The sequence below is a fragment of the Rhodococcoides navarretei genome (assembly GCF_038069675.1).
GTDB classification, from domain to species: domain Bacteria; phylum Actinomycetota; class Actinomycetes; order Mycobacteriales; family Mycobacteriaceae; genus Rhodococcoides; species Rhodococcoides navarretei.
In genome coordinates, this window is record NZ_JBBPCN010000001.1 from 2,545,930 (window position 1) to 2,561,722 (window position 15,793).

At 65.7% G+C, this 15,793-nt stretch carries 12 protein-coding genes; 4 read left to right on the forward strand and 8 right to left on the reverse strand.

The window, feature by feature from the left end:
• Positions 1–538: 538 nt before the first annotated feature.
• The 5 genes from lnt to AABD04_RS11995 form a co-directional block, all read right to left on the reverse strand.
• The gene (gene lnt, locus AABD04_RS11975; protein ID WP_341441313.1) at positions 539–2,140 is read right to left on the reverse strand and encodes an apolipoprotein N-acyltransferase; all 1,602 of its coding nucleotides are present in this window, start codon (positions 2,138–2,140) and stop codon (positions 539–541) included.
• Positions 2,130–3,725, reverse strand: coding sequence for an amidohydrolase (locus tag AABD04_RS11980; RefSeq protein ID WP_341441314.1), 1,596 nt, complete (start codon positions 3,723–3,725; stop codon positions 2,130–2,132). Before AABD04_RS11980 ends, lnt begins: the two co-directional genes overlap by 11 nt.
• Positions 3,726–3,742: 17 nt before the next feature.
• The gene (locus tag AABD04_RS11985; RefSeq protein ID WP_341441315.1) at positions 3,743–4,279 is read right to left on the reverse strand and encodes an FxsA family protein; all 537 of its coding nucleotides are present in this window, start codon (positions 4,277–4,279) and stop codon (positions 3,743–3,745) included.
• An 81-nt stretch (positions 4,280–4,360) separates the two neighbouring features.
• Positions 4,361–5,017 carry a response regulator gene (locus AABD04_RS11990; RefSeq protein WP_243609639.1) on the reverse strand — a complete coding sequence of 219 codons (657 nt, stop codon included), beginning with the start codon at positions 5,015–5,017 and terminating at the stop codon, positions 4,361–4,363.
• A 16-nt stretch (positions 5,018–5,033) separates the two neighbouring features.
• Positions 5,034–6,194: a sensor histidine kinase gene (locus AABD04_RS11995; protein WP_341441316.1), complete on the reverse strand. Its 1,161-nt coding sequence runs from the start codon at positions 6,192–6,194 to the stop codon at positions 5,034–5,036.
• 17 nt (positions 6,195–6,211) lie between these two features.
• Here AABD04_RS11995 and AABD04_RS12000 point away from each other — a divergent pair, with 17 nt between their 5' ends.
• Genes AABD04_RS12000 through AABD04_RS12010 form a run of 3 tightly spaced genes read left to right on the forward strand, consistent with a single transcriptional unit; the run spans position 6,212 to position 9,887 of the window.
• Positions 6,212–6,979, forward strand: coding sequence for a TSUP family transporter (locus tag AABD04_RS12000; protein WP_341441317.1), 768 nt, complete (start codon positions 6,212–6,214; stop codon positions 6,977–6,979).
• An 11-nt stretch (positions 6,980–6,990) separates the two neighbouring features.
• A complete protein-coding gene (locus AABD04_RS12005; protein WP_341441318.1) occupies positions 6,991–8,517 on the forward strand; it encodes a TldD/PmbA family protein in 1,527 nt (508 codons plus the stop codon).
• Complete coding sequence (locus tag AABD04_RS12010; RefSeq protein ID WP_341441319.1) at positions 8,514–9,887, forward strand: metallopeptidase TldD-related protein; 1,374 nt, start codon at positions 8,514–8,516, stop codon at positions 9,885–9,887. Before AABD04_RS12005 ends, AABD04_RS12010 begins: the two co-directional genes overlap by 4 nt.
• Positions 9,888–9,893: 6 nt before the next feature.
• On the opposite strand, the gene AABD04_RS12015 is transcribed toward AABD04_RS12010, so the two are convergent.
• The 3 genes from AABD04_RS12015 to cobN all read right to left on the reverse strand — a co-directional run bounded on the left by AABD04_RS12015 (position 9,894) and on the right by cobN (position 14,407).
• A complete protein-coding gene (locus tag AABD04_RS12015; RefSeq protein ID WP_341441320.1) occupies positions 9,894–10,319 on the reverse strand; it encodes a VOC family protein in 426 nt (141 codons plus the stop codon).
• Positions 10,320–10,402: 83 nt separating this feature from the next.
• On the reverse strand, positions 10,403–10,783 hold the full coding sequence (locus AABD04_RS12020) for a PPOX class F420-dependent oxidoreductase (protein ID WP_243593026.1): 381 nt from the start codon (positions 10,781–10,783) through the stop codon (positions 10,403–10,405).
• 18 nt (positions 10,784–10,801) lie between these two features.
• Entirely contained in the window at positions 10,802–14,407 is a 3,606-nt protein-coding gene (cobN, locus tag AABD04_RS12025) for a cobaltochelatase subunit CobN (RefSeq protein WP_341441321.1), read from the reverse strand.
• 231 nt (positions 14,408–14,638) lie between these two features.
• Here cobN and cobG point away from each other — a divergent pair, with 231 nt between their 5' ends.
• Positions 14,639–15,769 carry a precorrin-3B synthase gene (cobG, locus tag AABD04_RS12030; protein WP_243609633.1) on the forward strand — a complete coding sequence of 377 codons (1,131 nt, stop codon included), beginning with the start codon at positions 14,639–14,641 and terminating at the stop codon, positions 15,767–15,769.
• Positions 15,770–15,793: the final 24 nt, after the last annotated feature.

Here is a 15,793-nt window from a genome sequence, read left to right on the forward strand (position 1 = left end):
GGCAATTCTGGCTTCCGTTCTGGTCTGCATCGGTGTCGGTTCGACACACGTTCGGTGGTGAAAGAGTTCTGTATCGATTCGTCGCGCTCGGCCGAGCGGATTGAAACGGGGAGTCAGCCGGGTTTCACCGCAGAGAACAAACTGTGGGATCGCAGAACCGGCGGCTACCGACAGTCGATTGCATCGTCGTGTGCAACACTAACTCCCCCTCCCGCCAGGCGTACGGCACGCTCGAAATGCTCACGTCGACAGTGCGCAACTGCATCGACGCCGATACCGTCGGCCATCCGCTGAAGTCACACCCGAATTCGGCATCGAACACCTCCAGCGGCCTTCAAAGATACAACATCGGTGAGATTCCTTTGTGCGGTAGTCATAAAAATCATCGACCGCCATCTCCAGCCTGTTACAGAAGTCACCACCAGTGCCACTCGAACGTGCCCTATTCGGTCGATCGAATGACGTCGAGCGGCGTTCGCCACAACACCGCGGGATCTGCATCGGACTCCGGGATGCGTAAAAGCCGGAATTTGCAGACTCACCGACGGTTTTCGGCAGAAGAGCGCCGTCCGGCCAGAACCGTCGCGCCGAGCGCTACGACTGCGGCCAGACACAACACCAGTTCCGATCCGCTCCCGAGCCTGGTGGCGACGGTGAGCGATTGGCGTAGGACCACACTGGAGACCAGTACATCAGCGGTGAAGAGCGGCGTCTGCTGCAGGACACCGCCGTCCGGTGCCACGATCGCGCTGACGCCACTGGTGGCGGCCACCACGACCGTTCTCCCGTGCTCGACGGCGCGCACTCTGGACATCGCAAGTTGTTGGTAGGTCATTTCGGTGTCGCCGAAGGTGGCGTTGTTGGTGGGGATGGCAATGAACTCGGCACCCGAGCGGACCGATTCCTCGAGCGCACGATCGAATGCGACCTCGTAGCACGTCGCTATTCCCGCGGCTATTCCTGCGGCGTGCACCACTCCGTTTCCCGACCCCGGGACGAAATAACCCGCTCGGTCGGCATATTCCGAAAACAAACGAAAAAAGCTTCGGAATGGCAAGTATTCGCCGAACGGTTGAATTATCTTCTTGTCGTGCCGCTCACCCGGTCCATCCGTACCGTTCCACGCAATAACCGAATTCGTGTTCGTGCCATCGGCATTGACCAGAACCGTACCGACGAGGATCGGGGCTCCGACAGCCACGGACGCCTGTGTGATGAGAGTCGCAGCGTCGGCGTTTCTCAACGGATCGATATCGGACGCGTTCTCGGGCCACACCACGAGATCCGGCGCGGGCTGCCGACCTGCATCGACGTCGGCGGCCAGCGCCATCGTCTCGCTGACGTGATTGTCCAGTACAGCGCGACGCTGGGCATTGAAATCGAGACCGAGCCGCGGAACGCTGCCCTGTACGGCTGCGATCGTCACCGTCCGTTCGTCACCCTCCGGAGCGTCGTTGCTGTGCAGAGTCGGCAACACGGCCAGCGCCACGATCGATGCGACTGTCGTTGCAGCGACCGGTCCGACGACGGAACGCATTCCATCCCGTCGGGAGCCCAGCAGCAGTAGTGCAGCCATGCCGGTTCCGGTCAGTGCCACACCGAAACCGAGCAACGGTGCACCACCGATGCTCGCCAGGGGCAACAACCAGCCCTCGGGCTGACCGAAAGCCAATCTGCCCCACGGAAAGCCACCGAAGGGAACACTGGATCGCAGCCATTCGGTCAGACTCCAGGCCAATGCCATCGACAACGGCCACCAGGCAGTTCGTGCTGCCAGCACACCGAGAGTGCCGAACAAGCCGACGAAGACGGACTCGGCGGCAGCGAGCGCCAGCCACGGCATCGGACCGACGTAGACACCGATCCACGGCAGCAGCGGAACGAAGAACCCGAGACCGGCGGCGAAGCCGTACCCGAACCCGGCTTTGAGCGACACCGATCGTCGCCCACCGAAGCCGGTCAGGACTGCGGCCAGCATCGCGATGCCCAGTGGTGCCAGGAACCACAGGGTTCGCGGAGGAAAGCTGGCGAAGATCAGGCCACCGCCGGCGACGGACAGCGCGGTGGACACCGCAGCCCGGCGTAACCTTTCCCCCGACGAGAGCTCCGTCACAGCGGTCGGAACCGACTCACTTCTCATGGATGACCTGTCCACGATGCACCGTCATCGAGCACTGGGGGCTCGCGGACGTCACGTCGAGACTCGGCAACGGCGACACACCCGCTCGCGGATCCGTCGACCAGCGTTGCACGCTGTCCTTGGGAGCTCGTACAACGAGTTCGTCGACCTCCCACACCGCGAAGGACGCGGGCGCTCCCGGCACCAACGTGCCGGCCAACCCGTCTCGGACTCCGCCCGCGCGCCACGCTCCGCGGGTCGCGGCCGAGAAGGCAGCCCGAGGCGAGATGGCACTGCCAGGCGTGTGATGGTTGACCGCGGCTCTGACCGTCGCCCACGGATCGAGACGGGTGACCGGCGCATCCGATCCCAGTGCGAGCGACACCCCCGCCGATGCCAGGCGGGCGAACGGATGGAGCGCCGAAGCACGCTCGGTGCCGAGCCTCGCTGCATACAGTCCGTCCGAACCGCCCCACAATGCGTCGAACATTGGTTGCATGCTGGCTATGACACCCCACGAGGCCAACCGGTCGGCCTGTTCGGGTGCCACCATGGCCAGATGTTCGAGCCGATGGCCGCAGGCGGCTACGGCAGGAGTTCCCAGCCGAGCCACCACCTGCTCGAAGGCGGCGACAGCGGCCGAGACAGCCGCGTCACCGATGACGTGAAAACCCGCCTGCACTCCGGCCGTGGTGCAGGCCGAGATGTGTGCTGCGATCGCATCGACGTCCTCGTACGGTTCGCCCGATCCGGTGCCGTCCGCGTACGGCGACGACAACCATGCGGTCCGTGATCCGAGCGAGCCGTCGACGAAGATGTCTCCGGCCAGCCCGTGGGCACCGGTGTCGTCCAGCAGTTGCCGTGCCTGCTCCGCCGTCTCGACCAGTTCGCCCCAGTAGCCGCGAACCTCCACTCCGTGTTCGGTGGCCATCAGTTCACGGAAGTCGTCGAGACCCGACACGATCGGACCAGCGCATTCGTGGACTGCGACGATTCCCTGCGCCGCAGCAACGTCGAGCGCAGCAGTTCGAGCCCGATCCCGAGTGTCGGCTGTCATCATCGACCGTGCCGTCAGACGTGCGAGGTGATGTGCGGCGGCGGTAAGGGGAGACTGCTCCGAAAAACCTGCGGTGGATTCGATACCGGACGCGGCGATGCGCAAGGGCGTCGAGACGGCGGCCGAATGCGAATCGATGCGAGTGAGGTACACCGGGCGCCCGGGCGCTGCCGCATCGAGGTCGGCAGTCGACGGTGCGCGTTGTTCGGGCCACCCGGATTCGTCCCAACCGTGTCCCCAGACCAGGGCGTCCGAGGACGACGAAGCATGCTCGGCGAGCGCCCGCACGCAGTGTTCGAGCGACGTGCAGCCGGACAGATCGAGACCGATCAGAGCAAGACCCAGATCGGTGACGTGCACGTGAGTATCGACGAACGCCGGTGCCACGAAGGACCCGGCCAGGTCGGTGATGCGGACTCCTGGGTGGAGCGCTCGACCGGTTCGATCCTCACCGATCCAACTGACGATTCCATCGGTCACGGCCATGGCGGTGGCGTCGGAAGCCGTCGGACTGTAGATCCGTCCGCCGCAGAACAATTCGGTGGTCACGAACGACCAGTCTGCCCCTACCGGTGTGGCTTCCGGAAATCCCCAGCAGCGGATTCGAACCCGTCGGCCTCGATCACCTGTCCTTCGAGGATCGGCGCAGAACCGGAGGCATTCGGTGCTCGAGTGCTGTCGTCGACGCGATCGTCGAGGATCTCACCGTCGATGACGGTGGGTCGCATGCGCCGCGTCGCGGTCGCAACCTGCGGCAACCAACGTGCGGCGGCCCACATCACCGCTGGGCGTAGTAGCCACCTGGTCGGCGGAATCAGCAACAGCAATCCGACAACCGTGGTCACCAGACCCGGAACGAACATCGCGACCGACCCTGCGGCGAACAGAGCGCCGTCGGCAACAGCGCCGCCGGCCGACCGCTCGCCTCGCGATGCCCGCTGCAACCCGTCCAGCACCCGTCTGCCCTGCGACCGCACCAGCAGTGACCCGATCAGGGACCCGCCGATCAACAGCACGACGGTCCAGAGCACACCGATCGCGCTTCCCACGGCGACCAGCGCTGCGACCTCGACCACGACATAGAGTACGAACAGAGCGAGCATGACGGTCCTTTCTTCGCTTCACCGGTACAACGCGCGGGAAGTCCGAAACGCTCCCGAGGCGTCCGGTTTGCCGGAAATTCTTTAGGAACCCGGTCGCACGAGACCCGTCTCGTATGCCAGAACCACGGCCTGGACTCTGTCGCGGACACCCAGCTTCGTCAGGATTCGGCCGATATGGGTCTTGATCGTCGCCTCGGACAGATGCAGGACTGCGGCGATCTCGGCATTGGACAGCCCGGTTGCCAAGTGCACCAGCACCTCGCGTTCACGCCCGGTGAGGGCATCGAGTACCGACGCATCGGCGATCGATTCGGACTGGGCGACGAACCGCGAGAGCAAACGCTTGGTGACCTTGGGCGAGACGACGGCATCGCCTGCGGCCACGCTGCGGATCGCGGAGATCAAATCCTCCGGGGGCGTGTCCTTGAGCAGGAATCCGCTGGCACCCGCCCGAAGCGCACCGAGGACGTTGTCGTCGAGGTCGAACGTCGTCATCACCAGCACGCGTGCTTCGGAGCCGGATTCGGTGATGGTGCGGGTGGCGGCGACCCCATCGATGCCGGGCATACGAATGTCCATCAACACCACCGTCGGGGCCAGCCTGGTCACGGCCTCGACAGCAGCTGCGCCGTCGGATGCCTCCCCCACCACCTCGATGTCGTCCTGTGCCTCGAGCACCATGTTCAAACCCATACGCATGAGTTCCTGGTCGTCGACGACGACAACGGTGATGGGCACGGACTCAACCTAGTACTCAGTCGATCGGCAACGTCGCCCGCACGAGCCAATTGCCGTGTGGGGTGCGGCCTGCGGACAGGGTGCCGTTCAACACGGCGACTCGCTCACGCATACCGAGCAATCCGTGTCCGCCGCCCGCCGTCGACGACGGTTCGCTACCGGTTCCGTTGTCGGATATCTCGACGGTGACCGCCTCGTCCTCGCGAACGACCTTCACGATGGCGCGCGGGGCGTGGCCGGCGTGGCGCAGAACGTTGGTCAACGATTCCTGAACCAGACGGTGCACGCCCAGGCTGATCGCCGGACTGATGTCGTCGAGGTTCCCGGTCTGTTCGATCTCGACGTTCAATCCGGCTCGCCCCATCATCTCGACGACCCGAGCGAGGCCCGCGGTGCCGTACTGGGGCATGTCGTCCGAGTCGGGTGACGTCCGCAGCAACGCGACGGTCCTGCGCAACTCGGACAGAGCGAGTCGACCGGTCGCCGAGATGTTGGCAACCGCCTGCTCCGCGCGTTCGGGGTTTCGCCTGATCGCGTACGAGGCGCCGTCGGCCTGGACGACCATGACGCTCACGCCGTGAGCGATGACGTCGTGCAGTTCTCGCGCGATGCGCGTGCGCTCCATGATCACCGCCTCTTCGGCGCGGCGGTCTCTGTCGTACTCGGCCACGACGAGTCGAGCCTGGGTCGCTTCGTCGTATGCCCGGCGGGCCCCGAGAAATTCTGCTGCAACCCACGACAGTGCGTACATCAGCGCGTTGAACAGCAGTGTCGTGAACAACGGTTGGTCGAACAGAAAAAGGTTCGCGGCGGTGTACACAGCCAGGGCGACGGCATAGACGCCACCCTGTGCTCGACCGACGTACGCGACCAGCGTGTAGAGCATGATCGGCAGAGCCAGCGCGGCCGGGTGACCGTTGTACGCGTCGCCCGCCATACTGCCTGCGATGTCGGAGGCAGTGGTCGTGACGAGAGTCACGGCCGCGATCGAGCGGGGCAGACGCCGACGCCACGCGACGGGAACTGTCAGCACCACCGAGAACACCAGAAACAACGGTCCGTTCAGACCGTCGGACGAGCTGACGAACACCAGTATGTCGACGAGAAACAGCCCGACTGCCAGGAGAGCATCGGCCACGAAGGGCTGCCCACGTAGCCACAGACTGAATCGACGCATGTGATTGAGTTTGCCGTATGACTGCTGCCGACTGGGGACTGCTGTTGGTCGCTGCCACCGCAGCCGGTTGGGTCGATGCAGTGGTGGGCGGAGGCGGCCTGATCCTGTTGCCGGCAATCCTCCTCGTCGCACCGCAACTGACTCAGCAGGCAGCGCTGGCGACCAACAAGGCAACCGCGGTGTTCGGTACCGTCGCCGCCGTCGTCACTTTTGCGCGGAAGGTGACGCTGAATTGGACGGTGCTGGTGCCGGCCGGTGTGCTCGCGGCCGTGACCTCCGCGCTCGGCGCTGCCGCGGTGTCGTTGATCGACCGCGAGCTGTTCATCCCTATCATCATGGTCGTTCTCGTCGGCGTGGCAATACTGGTGACGTGCCGCCCGACCATCGGTCGAACCGCGGCACCGTCGCCGCCGACCCATCGAAAAGTGCTGATCGTCATCGGTCTGGCCGCCGCCGGAATCGGCTTCTACGACGGCATCCTCGGGCCCGGCACCGGAACGTTCCTCATCATCGTCTTCGCCACGATGCTCGGCACCGAGTTCGTGCGCAGTGCCGCGATGGCCAAGGTGATCAACGTCGGATCCAACGTCGGTGCTCTCGCCTTCTTCGCGGTCACCGGCAGCGTCTACTGGCAACTGGGCGCGGCCATGGCGGTGTGCAACGTCTTCGGTGCCGTCCTCGGGTCGCGGACTGCGGTCGCCCGCGGTGCCGGATTCGTGAGAATCGTCCTGCTCGTCGTGGTCGTGGGGATGGTCGTTCGGCTCGGGTGGCAGCAATTCGGCTAGCGTCAGCAGTCGTGACGAGACAATCGAATCGGTCGGTCGACGCAGACTTCCTGGCTCTGCCCTTACGTGCCCTCGCGGATGCCGCGCTGAGCACGGCACGGTCGGCAGGCGCGACACATGCCGACGTTCGGGTGCAGCGTTCGACGACTCAGTCGATCTCGCTGCGCGACGGCTCCGTTCAATCCGTCATCGATGCCGGTGAGATCGGCCTCGCCGTGCGGGTGGTGGTCGACGGCACCTGGGGTTTCGCCTCGCACGCAGAACTCGGCACCGAGGCCGCCGCAGCCACGGCCCGGAGTGCAATCGAGGTGGCGACGGCCCTCAGATCGCTCAACCGCGAGCACGTAGAACTCGCCGCCGAGCCGGTGTACTCGGATGCAACGTGGGTGTCCGAGTACGAGATCGACCCGTTCGAGGTACCCACCACCGAGAAGGTGGCGCTGCTGGCGGAGTATTCGTCTCGGCTGGCCGCGTCGGACGGCGTCGACCACGTCACCGCCTCGGTGCTGCAGGTCAAGGAACAGTCGTTCTACGCAGATCTGGCCGGCAGCAGCATCGTGCAGCAGCGAGTGCGACTCCATCCGCAGATCGAGGCCACCACGGTGGATCGATCGGCCGGTGCATTCGAGACCATGCGCACGCTCGCGCCACCCGTCGGACGGGGCTGGGAGTATCTGGGTGAGCACAGCACGTGGGACTGGGCCGACGAGCTGGCCCGAATTCCCGAATGGTTGGCCGAGAAGGTGAAGGCACCGGCCATCGTGGCGGGACCCACCGATCTGGTCATCGATCCGACCAACCTGTGGCTCACTATTCACGAGTCGATCGGGCACGCAACGGAATACGATCGGGCCATCGGGTACGAGGCCGCCTACGCCGGCACCTCGTTCGCAACCCCTGATCAGTTGGGAACATTGCGCTACGGATCGCCCATCATGCACGTCACCGCCGATCGGACCGAGATCAACGGCCTGGCCAGTATCGGCTGGGACGACGACGGAGTGGCGTCGCAGAGATGGGACCTGGTGCGCGACGGGACACTCGTCGGTTACCAACTCGATCGAGTGTTCGCACCGAAACTCGGGCTCGATCGGTCCAACGGGTGTTCGTACGCAGATTCTCCGCATCACGTTCCGATCCAGCGGATGGCGAACGTGTCGCTGCAGGCCGACCCCGACACCGATCGATCCACCGCCGACGTCATCGGTGAGGTGGAGGACGGCATCTACGTCGTCGGAGACAAAAGCTGGTCCATCGACATGCAGCGCTACAACTTCCAGTTCACCGGGCAACGCTTCTACCGCATCCGCAACGGCGTGCTCGACGGCCAGGTGCGCGACGTGGCGTACCAGGCGACGACCACCGAATTCTGGGGCTCGATGGAACTGCTCGGCGGACCGTCCACGTGGCGACTCGGCGGCGCATTCAACTGCGGTAAGGCGCAACCCGGGCAGGTGGCCGCGGTCAGCCACGGCTGTCCGGTCGCGCTCTTTCGTGGAGTCAACGTCCTGAACACCCGATCGGAGGCAGGTCGATGATCGCCGCGCAGCTCGTGATCGAACGTGCACTCGCCTGCGCGAGTGTCGACGACACCATCGTGATCGTTACCGACTCCAGCGACGCAACGTTGCGGTGGGCCGGAAACTCGATGACCACCAACGGAATCGCGACCTCCCGGCGCTGGGAGGTGGTCTCCATCGTGCGAGACTCGACCGTTCGAGTGGGCACTGTGTCGTCGACGAGTGTCGATCCGGACGACATCGCGGCCGTGGTTCGGGCGAGCGAAGCGGCAGCGCGGTCGGCAGAGCCTGCCGAGGACGCGATGCCGCTGCTGACCCCGGAATCGGTCGTTGCTGCCTCCGGCTCGGAGGACTGGGACCGCAGTGCGACGCACACGTCGATCGACGTGTTCGGCTCGCTCGCAACGGAATTGAACGTCGGCTTCGATGGCGAGGACGCGCTGTACGGGTTCGCGCAGCACACCGTCGACAACGTCTGGCTCGGAACCTCGACCGGTGTTCGTCGTACGTTCACTCGACCCACAGGTTCGGTCGAGATCAACGGCAAGCGATCCGGGGCGAGCGCGTGGATGGGCACCGGAACCACCGATTTCCAGGACGTCTCTGCCGGAACCATGTTGGCCGAGCTGTCCACTCGACTCGGCTGGGCCCGAAACACCATCGAACTGCCCGCCGGTCGCTACGAGACACTGCTGCCACCGTCGGCGGTGGCCGACCTGATGATCTACCTGATGTGGACAATGGAAGGCCGCGGGGCGCAAGAGGGACGCACCGCACTCTCGCGGGCAGGGGGAACACGCGTCGGCGAGAAGCTCACCGAACTGCCGCTGACGCTGTACTCCGATCCTCGCGAATCCGGACTCGAGTACGTGCCGTTCGTGGTGGCCGGGTCGTCGAGTGATTCGGTATCGGTGTTCGACAACGGCATGGACATCGAGCGCGTCGACTGGGTGCGCGACGGTTCGGTGGCGGCCCTGTCCTACCCGCGAGCAGCAGCGCAGAGATTCGGTGCACCCGTTGCGGTCCCCGGAGACAACCTCGTCATGGCCGGCGGCACCGACACCGGGCTGGACGACATGGTCGCCGCAACCGAGCGCGGTCTGCTGCTGACCACACTCTGGTACATCCGTGAGGTCGATCCGACCTCGCTGCTGCTCACCGGACTGACCAGGGACGGTGTCTACGCCATCGAGGACGGTCGAATCATCGGCGCAGTCAACAACTTCCGGTTCAACGAAAGCCCCCTGGACCTGCTGCGACGCATTACCGAGGCGGGAAAGACCGAGGCGACACTGCCGCGCGAGTGGAAGGACTGGTTCACCCGCACAGCAATGCCGCCGCTACGCATCCCGGACTTTCACATGTCGTCGGTCAGCGCTGCTCAGTAGCGCTCTCTACTTGTCGGGGCCGGAGAGCTCGAGTGCGATGTTGTCGGGGTCGCGGAACTCCAGGATGGACAGTCCGGGTCCTGCGTCCTTGATGCCCTCGTGCGCGATGCCCAACTCGTCGAGTGTCTTCACTGCGTCCTCGAGCGCGGCGCGGGTGTCCACCGTGAAGCTCAGGTGATCGAGCCCGCAGCGGTCCTCGGCGAACGTGTCGTCGCTAGGTGCGACCGGCCGCAGACCCAGCAGTCCGCCGCCGAACTTGTAGATGACGCCGCCGAAGAGGAACCAGAGGGCCTCCTTGGTCTCGTCGTCCGCGTCGGGATCCCAGGCGTACGCGACGTCGAAGCCGAACACCGAATCGTAGAACGACCGGGACCGGTCGATGTCGCTGACGGTGAGGCGAACATGGTTGTAATCGGTCACTGCAATAGGCACGTGATGCTCCATTCCGGCAGCAGGGGAAGCTACCTCATGAAGCATTCGGAACTGCGCATACGAGTGATGGTGCCGACTTCGCCTCAGGCGGCGGTGATCGCCAGCCCGACGGAGCCGCTCTTTCCCCGGCGCAGCACACTGCCCTTGACGGTGAGCCAGCCGAGAATGCCGTACTTCGACGCGATCGCTGCACGGGCCTTCTCCGTCTCGGCCGCGTCGAGTATCTCGGCCCGCGCCTCGACCGCGTCTCCCTTGGGGTTACCGCGCATGTCGCACGGCGCCAGGGTGACTGCGGAATTGCGCCGAATTCGTTTGACCTTCCATGAATCGGCCACCGTCCACACCAGCAGCCGATTCCCGTCGAGTGCACCCCACAGCGGGGTCGGCACCCCGGTGCCGTCCTTCTTGAACGTCGTCAGCAGTACGTACTTGCCCTTGGCAATGTCTTCGAAGGTGGCAGCCATACCGCTCAGAGTACGTCGCTACTCCCCTTCGAGCTCGCCCTCGGTTTCCAGATACACCTGACGCAAGCCGTCGAGAACCTGCTTGTCCGGCTCGGCCCACATCTTTCGCTCCGCCGCTTCGAGTAGCCGCTCCGCGATACCGTGCAGCGCCCACGGATTGGACTGCTGCATGAACTTCTTGTTCTGCTCGTCGAGCACGTACGTCTCGGCCAGCTTTTCGTACATCCAGTCCTGCACCACGTCGGTCGTCGCGTCGTAGCCGAACAGGTAGTCCACGGTCGCCGCCATCTCGAACGCGCCCTTGTAACCGTGCCTGCGCATCGCTTCGAGCCACCGCGGGTTCACCACCCGCGCGCGGAAGACCCTCGCCGTCTCTTCCGAGAGCGTGCGCGTGCGAACCGATTCCGGCCGCGTGCTGTCACCGATGTACGCCTCGGGCGACTTTCCGGTCAACGCACGCACGGTTGCGACCATGCCGCCGTGGTACTGGAAGTAGTCGTCGGAGTCGGCGATGTCGTGCTCACGCGTATCGGTGTTCTTTGCGGCGACGGCAATGCGCTTGTAGGCGGTGCGCATGTCGTCCGAGGCCGGAACGCCGTCGAGACCGCGGCCGTACGCGAAGCCGCCCCAGGTGGTGTAGACCTGCGCCAGGTCGTCGTCACTGCGCCAGGTCTTGCTGTCGATCAGCTGGAGCAACCCGGCGCCGTACGTGCCCGGCTTCGAGCCGAAAATGCGTGTGGTGGAACGCCGTTCGTCACCGTGCTCGGAGAGATCGGCCTGCGCATGCGCTCGCACGTAGTTCCGATCGGCCGGCTCGTCCAATGCGGCGACCATACGGACCGCATCGTCGAGCAACGCGAGCACGTGGGGGAACGCGTCGCGGAAGAATCCACTGATGCGGACCGTCACGTCGATACGGGGGCGATCGAGCTCCGCGAGGTCGATCACCTGGAGCCGCGTCACCCGGCGCGACGCCTCGTCCCACACCGGCGAGACTCCCAGCAGGGCGAACACCTCTGCTATGTCGTCGCCGGAGGTCCGCATAGCCGACGTGCCCCACACCGACAGCCCGACGGATTTCGGCCATTCGCCGTGATCCTGGCGGTAGCGAGCGAGCAAGGACTCCGCCATCGCCTGCCCGGTCTCCCACGCCAACTTCGACGGCACGGCCTTCGGATCGACGGAATAGAAGTTGCGACCCGTGGGCAACACGTTGATGAGTCCGCGCAACGGTGAACCACTCGGCCCTGCTTCGATGAAACCTCCGTCGAGCGCGTGCAGTACCTGAGCGATCTCGCGCGAAGTCCCGCGCAGACGCGGGACGACCTCGGCTGCGGCGAACTCGAGAATCTGCGCAACCACTGCGCCGTGCTCGCCCGCCACCCGCGCAGCCGCGGCGGGATCCCACTGCGTTGCCTGCATCGCAGCGACCAATCCGTGGGCGACGGCCTCGATGCTGTCGACGCGGGTGCGATCCTCGTCGCCGTCCTCGCTGAGCCCCAGTGCTTCTCGCAGCCCGGGAACCGTCTGCTCCCCGCCCCACATCTGCCGGGCCCGCAGCATTGCGAGAACCAGTTCGACCTCGGCGTCTCCGACCGGTTCCTGCCCCAGAATGTGCAGTCCGTCGCGGATCTGCACGTCCTTGATCTCGCACAGCCACCCGTCGACGTTGAGCAACATGTCGTCGAACACTTCCTCGTCGGGGCGCTCCTCCAGTCCGAGGTCCTTGTGCATCTGCGCCGCCGTCATCAGGGTCCAGATCTGCTGCCGGATCGCGGGCAGCTTGGCCGGATCGAGTGTCGAGATGTTCGCGTGCTCGTCGAGCAATTGCTCGAGCCGCGAGATGTCGCCGTAGCTCTCGGCGCGCGCCATCGGCGGAATCAGGTGATCGACGAGTGTGGCGTGCGCCCGCCGCTTGGCCTGCGTGCCTTCGCCCGGATCGTTGACGAGGAAGGGATAGATGAGCGGCAGATCGCCCAAGGCCGCATCGGTTCCGCAGGAAGCGGACATCCCGAGCGTCTTGCCGGGCAGCCATTCGAGATTGCCGTGCTTGCCCAGGTGCACCATCGCGTCTGCACCGAACCCGCCGTCGGCCTGCGTGGCCGAGATCCACCGATACGCCGCCAGATAGTGATGGCTCGGTGGCAGATCCGGGTCGTGATAGATCGCAACCGGCTTTTCGCCGAATCCGCGCGGCGGTTGGACCATGATCACCACATTGCCGAATTGCATGGCAGCGATGACGATTTCACCGGCCGGATCGGCAGATCGATCGACATAGAGATCTCCGGGTGCCGGGCCCCAATGCTCGATCACGCCGTCGCGCAGATCCGCGGGAAGCTGCTCGAACCACCGGCCGTACTGCGCCGCCGAGATGCGAATGGGGTTGCCCTCTAGCTGGGCGTCGGTGAGCCAGTTCGGATCCTGGCCGCCGCGGGCGATCAGCGCGTGGATGAGCGCGTCGCCGTCGCGCGCAGCCAGACCGGGCACCGAATCCGGGCCCTCGAGCGGTCCGAGGTCGTAGCCGGCGGTGCGCATGTCCGACATCAGAGCGATCGCGCTGGCCGGGGTGTCGAGGCCGACAGCGTTGCCGATTCGCGCGTGCTTGGTGGGGTACGCCGAGAACATCAGGGCGATGCGGCGATCGGCTGCCGGAATGTGCCGCAGCCGCGCGTGCCGGACGGCGATGCCTGCGACCCGGGCGGCTCGTTCGTGATCGGGGACGTACGTGGTCAAGCCGTCGTCGTCGATCTCCTTGAACGAGAACGGGACCGTGATGAGGCGGCCGTCGAACTCCGGCACGGCAACCTGCGTGGCCACGTCCAGTGGGGACAGTCCGTCGTCGTTCTCGGCCCACGTCGCGCGCGAACTCGTCAGACACAGACCCTGCAGGATCGGTACGTCGAGCGCAGCCAGCTCGGCAACGTTCCATGCCTCGTCGTCGCCGCCCGCCGACGCCCCGGCCGGTTTGGTTCCTCCCGCCGCGAGAACGGTCACGATCAGGGCGTCCGCCGATTTCAGGGTGTCGAGGAGGTCGGGCTCCGCGGTACGCAGCGAGGCGCAGTAGATCGGAAGCGCGGTGGCCCCGGCGTTCTCCACCGCGGCGGCGAGGGCATCGATGTACGTCGTGTTTCCGGCCAGGTGCTGGGCGCGGTAATACAGGATCGCCACCGTCGGACCGGCGGAGTGCGGAGTGGAGTGGCGCTCGAGGTGGCCCCACGTCGGTAGGTGCCGCGGCGCGTCGAAACCGTTCCCGGTCAGCAACACGGTGTCGGAGAGAAAGTTGTACAGCTGACGGAGGTTGTCGGATCCGCCCTCGGCCAAATAGTTGTGCGCCTGCGCGGCAACGTTGGCGGGCACGGTCGAGATCTCCATCAGGTCCGCGTCGGGTGCCTGTTCGCCGCCCAGTACGACGACCGGGAGTCCGGTGGCGAGGACGGCGTCGATCCCCGACTCCCACGAGCGCCGCGATCCGAGGATGCGCACGATGATCAATTCGGCCGATTCGGCCATCGCCGGAATGTCCTCGGCGAGCAGGCGCGATGGATTGCCCCAGGCGAAGTCTGCTCCGCTGGCACGGGCGCTGAGCAGATCGGTGTCCGACGTGGACAGCAACAAGAACACGGGTAACGCCCTCCTCGGGGGTTTCGCGCCCCTGATGATCGGTATAACTTCTCTTCGGTTCGTCGGTGAGAGGGTCTGACTTCTGCCCCGTCCCGAAGGACCGAGGGCCATCACAGTGGCGCGACCGTACCGGATTCTCGCCGGTTTCCTCTCGGCCGGAGCCGTGGATATCGAATGCTACCGGGGCGAGCGTGGAATCGGGCCACCCGTTGCGCTTGTAGCCTGGTGACCATGAGTTCGCCAGAGAGGTCGGTGCCCGACGGCTGCCCCGGAGCGTTGACGACCCACCTGGCCGCAGACGGGCCGCTGGCGCGAATCCGGCTGCCCGGCGGCGTCGTGGCACCGGAACAGATGCAGGTGCTGGCGCAGGCCGCAGCCGAGCTGGGCGACGGCACGTTGGAGCTGACCTCGCGGGGCAATATTCAGGTGCGGGCGGTGTCGGACCCGGACGGCTTCGCGAGCAGGTTGGCCGACGCAGGGTTGCTCCCGTCATCGACTCACGAGCGGGTGCGCAACATCCTCGCCTCTCCCCTGTCGGGCCGGTTGGGAGGTCTCACCGATGTGCGCGCGCTGGTCGGTGCATTGGACGAGGGCCTGTGTGCGCGACCCGATCTGGCGGACCTGCCGGGGAGGACACTGTTCGCACTCGACGACGGCCGAGGCGACCTGTGCGGACTCGAACCGGATTTCGGTGCCTACGCCCAGTCGGACGGGTCCTACGCGGTGCTGTTGGCGGGCCGGGACAGCGGCGTTCGCGTGGACCGAGACCGTGTCGTGTCCACGCTGCTGAACTGCGCGGGTGCTTTCGTCGAACTGCGGCAGTCCCAGTGGCGGGTGGCCGAATTGGACGACGGGCCTGCCCGGATCGTGGACCGTCTCGGGCTCTCGGCCGGCCCCGTCCTGCCGATGCCCGCGCCTGTGGAGGTGCCACCGATCGGATGGCTCGACCAGGACGACGGACTGGTGGCGCTGGCTGCGGGATTGGCCAACGGCGTTCTCGGGGCGCGGCTCGCCGAGTTCCTCGCGGCCATCGACCGCCCGCTGATCATGACCCCGTGGCGCTCGCTGATCGTCTGCGACGTGGACGAGGAACCGGCCGAACAGGTCGTCCGCGTGCTCGCCCCGATGGGACTGATCTTCGACGCGGCGTCGCCGTGGATTCGGGTGAGCGCCTGCACCGGATCTCCGGGATGCGAGAAGTCGTTGGCCGACGTGCGAGCAGACCTCTCCGCGGCAGTCGATGCCCGGATGACTCCGCGCGACGAACGGCAACATTGGTCCGGGTGCGAACGGCGTTGCGGACGACCCAAGGGCGAGGTGACCGACGTCATCGCGACGGGAATCGGCTACCGCGTGTCCTGAGTGGGTGCCTCGGCCCGAGGGACG

Bases quoted from the DNA above. Each gene is read 5' to 3' on its own strand.
- lnt (WP_341441313.1), bottom strand. From the start codon at position 2,140: ATGAGAAGTGAGTCGGTTCCGACCGCTGTGACGGAGCTCTCGTCGGGG.
- AABD04_RS11985 (WP_341441315.1), bottom strand. From the start codon at position 4,279: ATGCTCGCTCTGTTCGTACTCTATGTCGTGGTCGAGGTCGCAGCGCTG.
- AABD04_RS11995 (WP_341441316.1), bottom strand. From the start codon at position 6,194: ATGCGTCGATTCAGTCTGTGGCTACGTGGGCAGCCCTTCGTGGCCGAT.
- AABD04_RS12000 (WP_341441317.1), top strand. From the start codon at position 6,212: ATGACTGCTGCCGACTGGGGACTGCTGTTGGTCGCTGCCACCGCAGCC.
- AABD04_RS12010 (WP_341441319.1), top strand. From the start codon at position 8,514: ATGATCGCCGCGCAGCTCGTGATCGAACGTGCACTCGCCTGCGCGAGT.
- AABD04_RS12020 (WP_243593026.1), bottom strand. From the start codon at position 10,783: ATGGCTGCCACCTTCGAAGACATTGCCAAGGGCAAGTACGTACTGCTG.
- cobG (WP_243609633.1), top strand. From the start codon at position 14,639: ATGAGTTCGCCAGAGAGGTCGGTGCCCGACGGCTGCCCCGGAGCGTTG.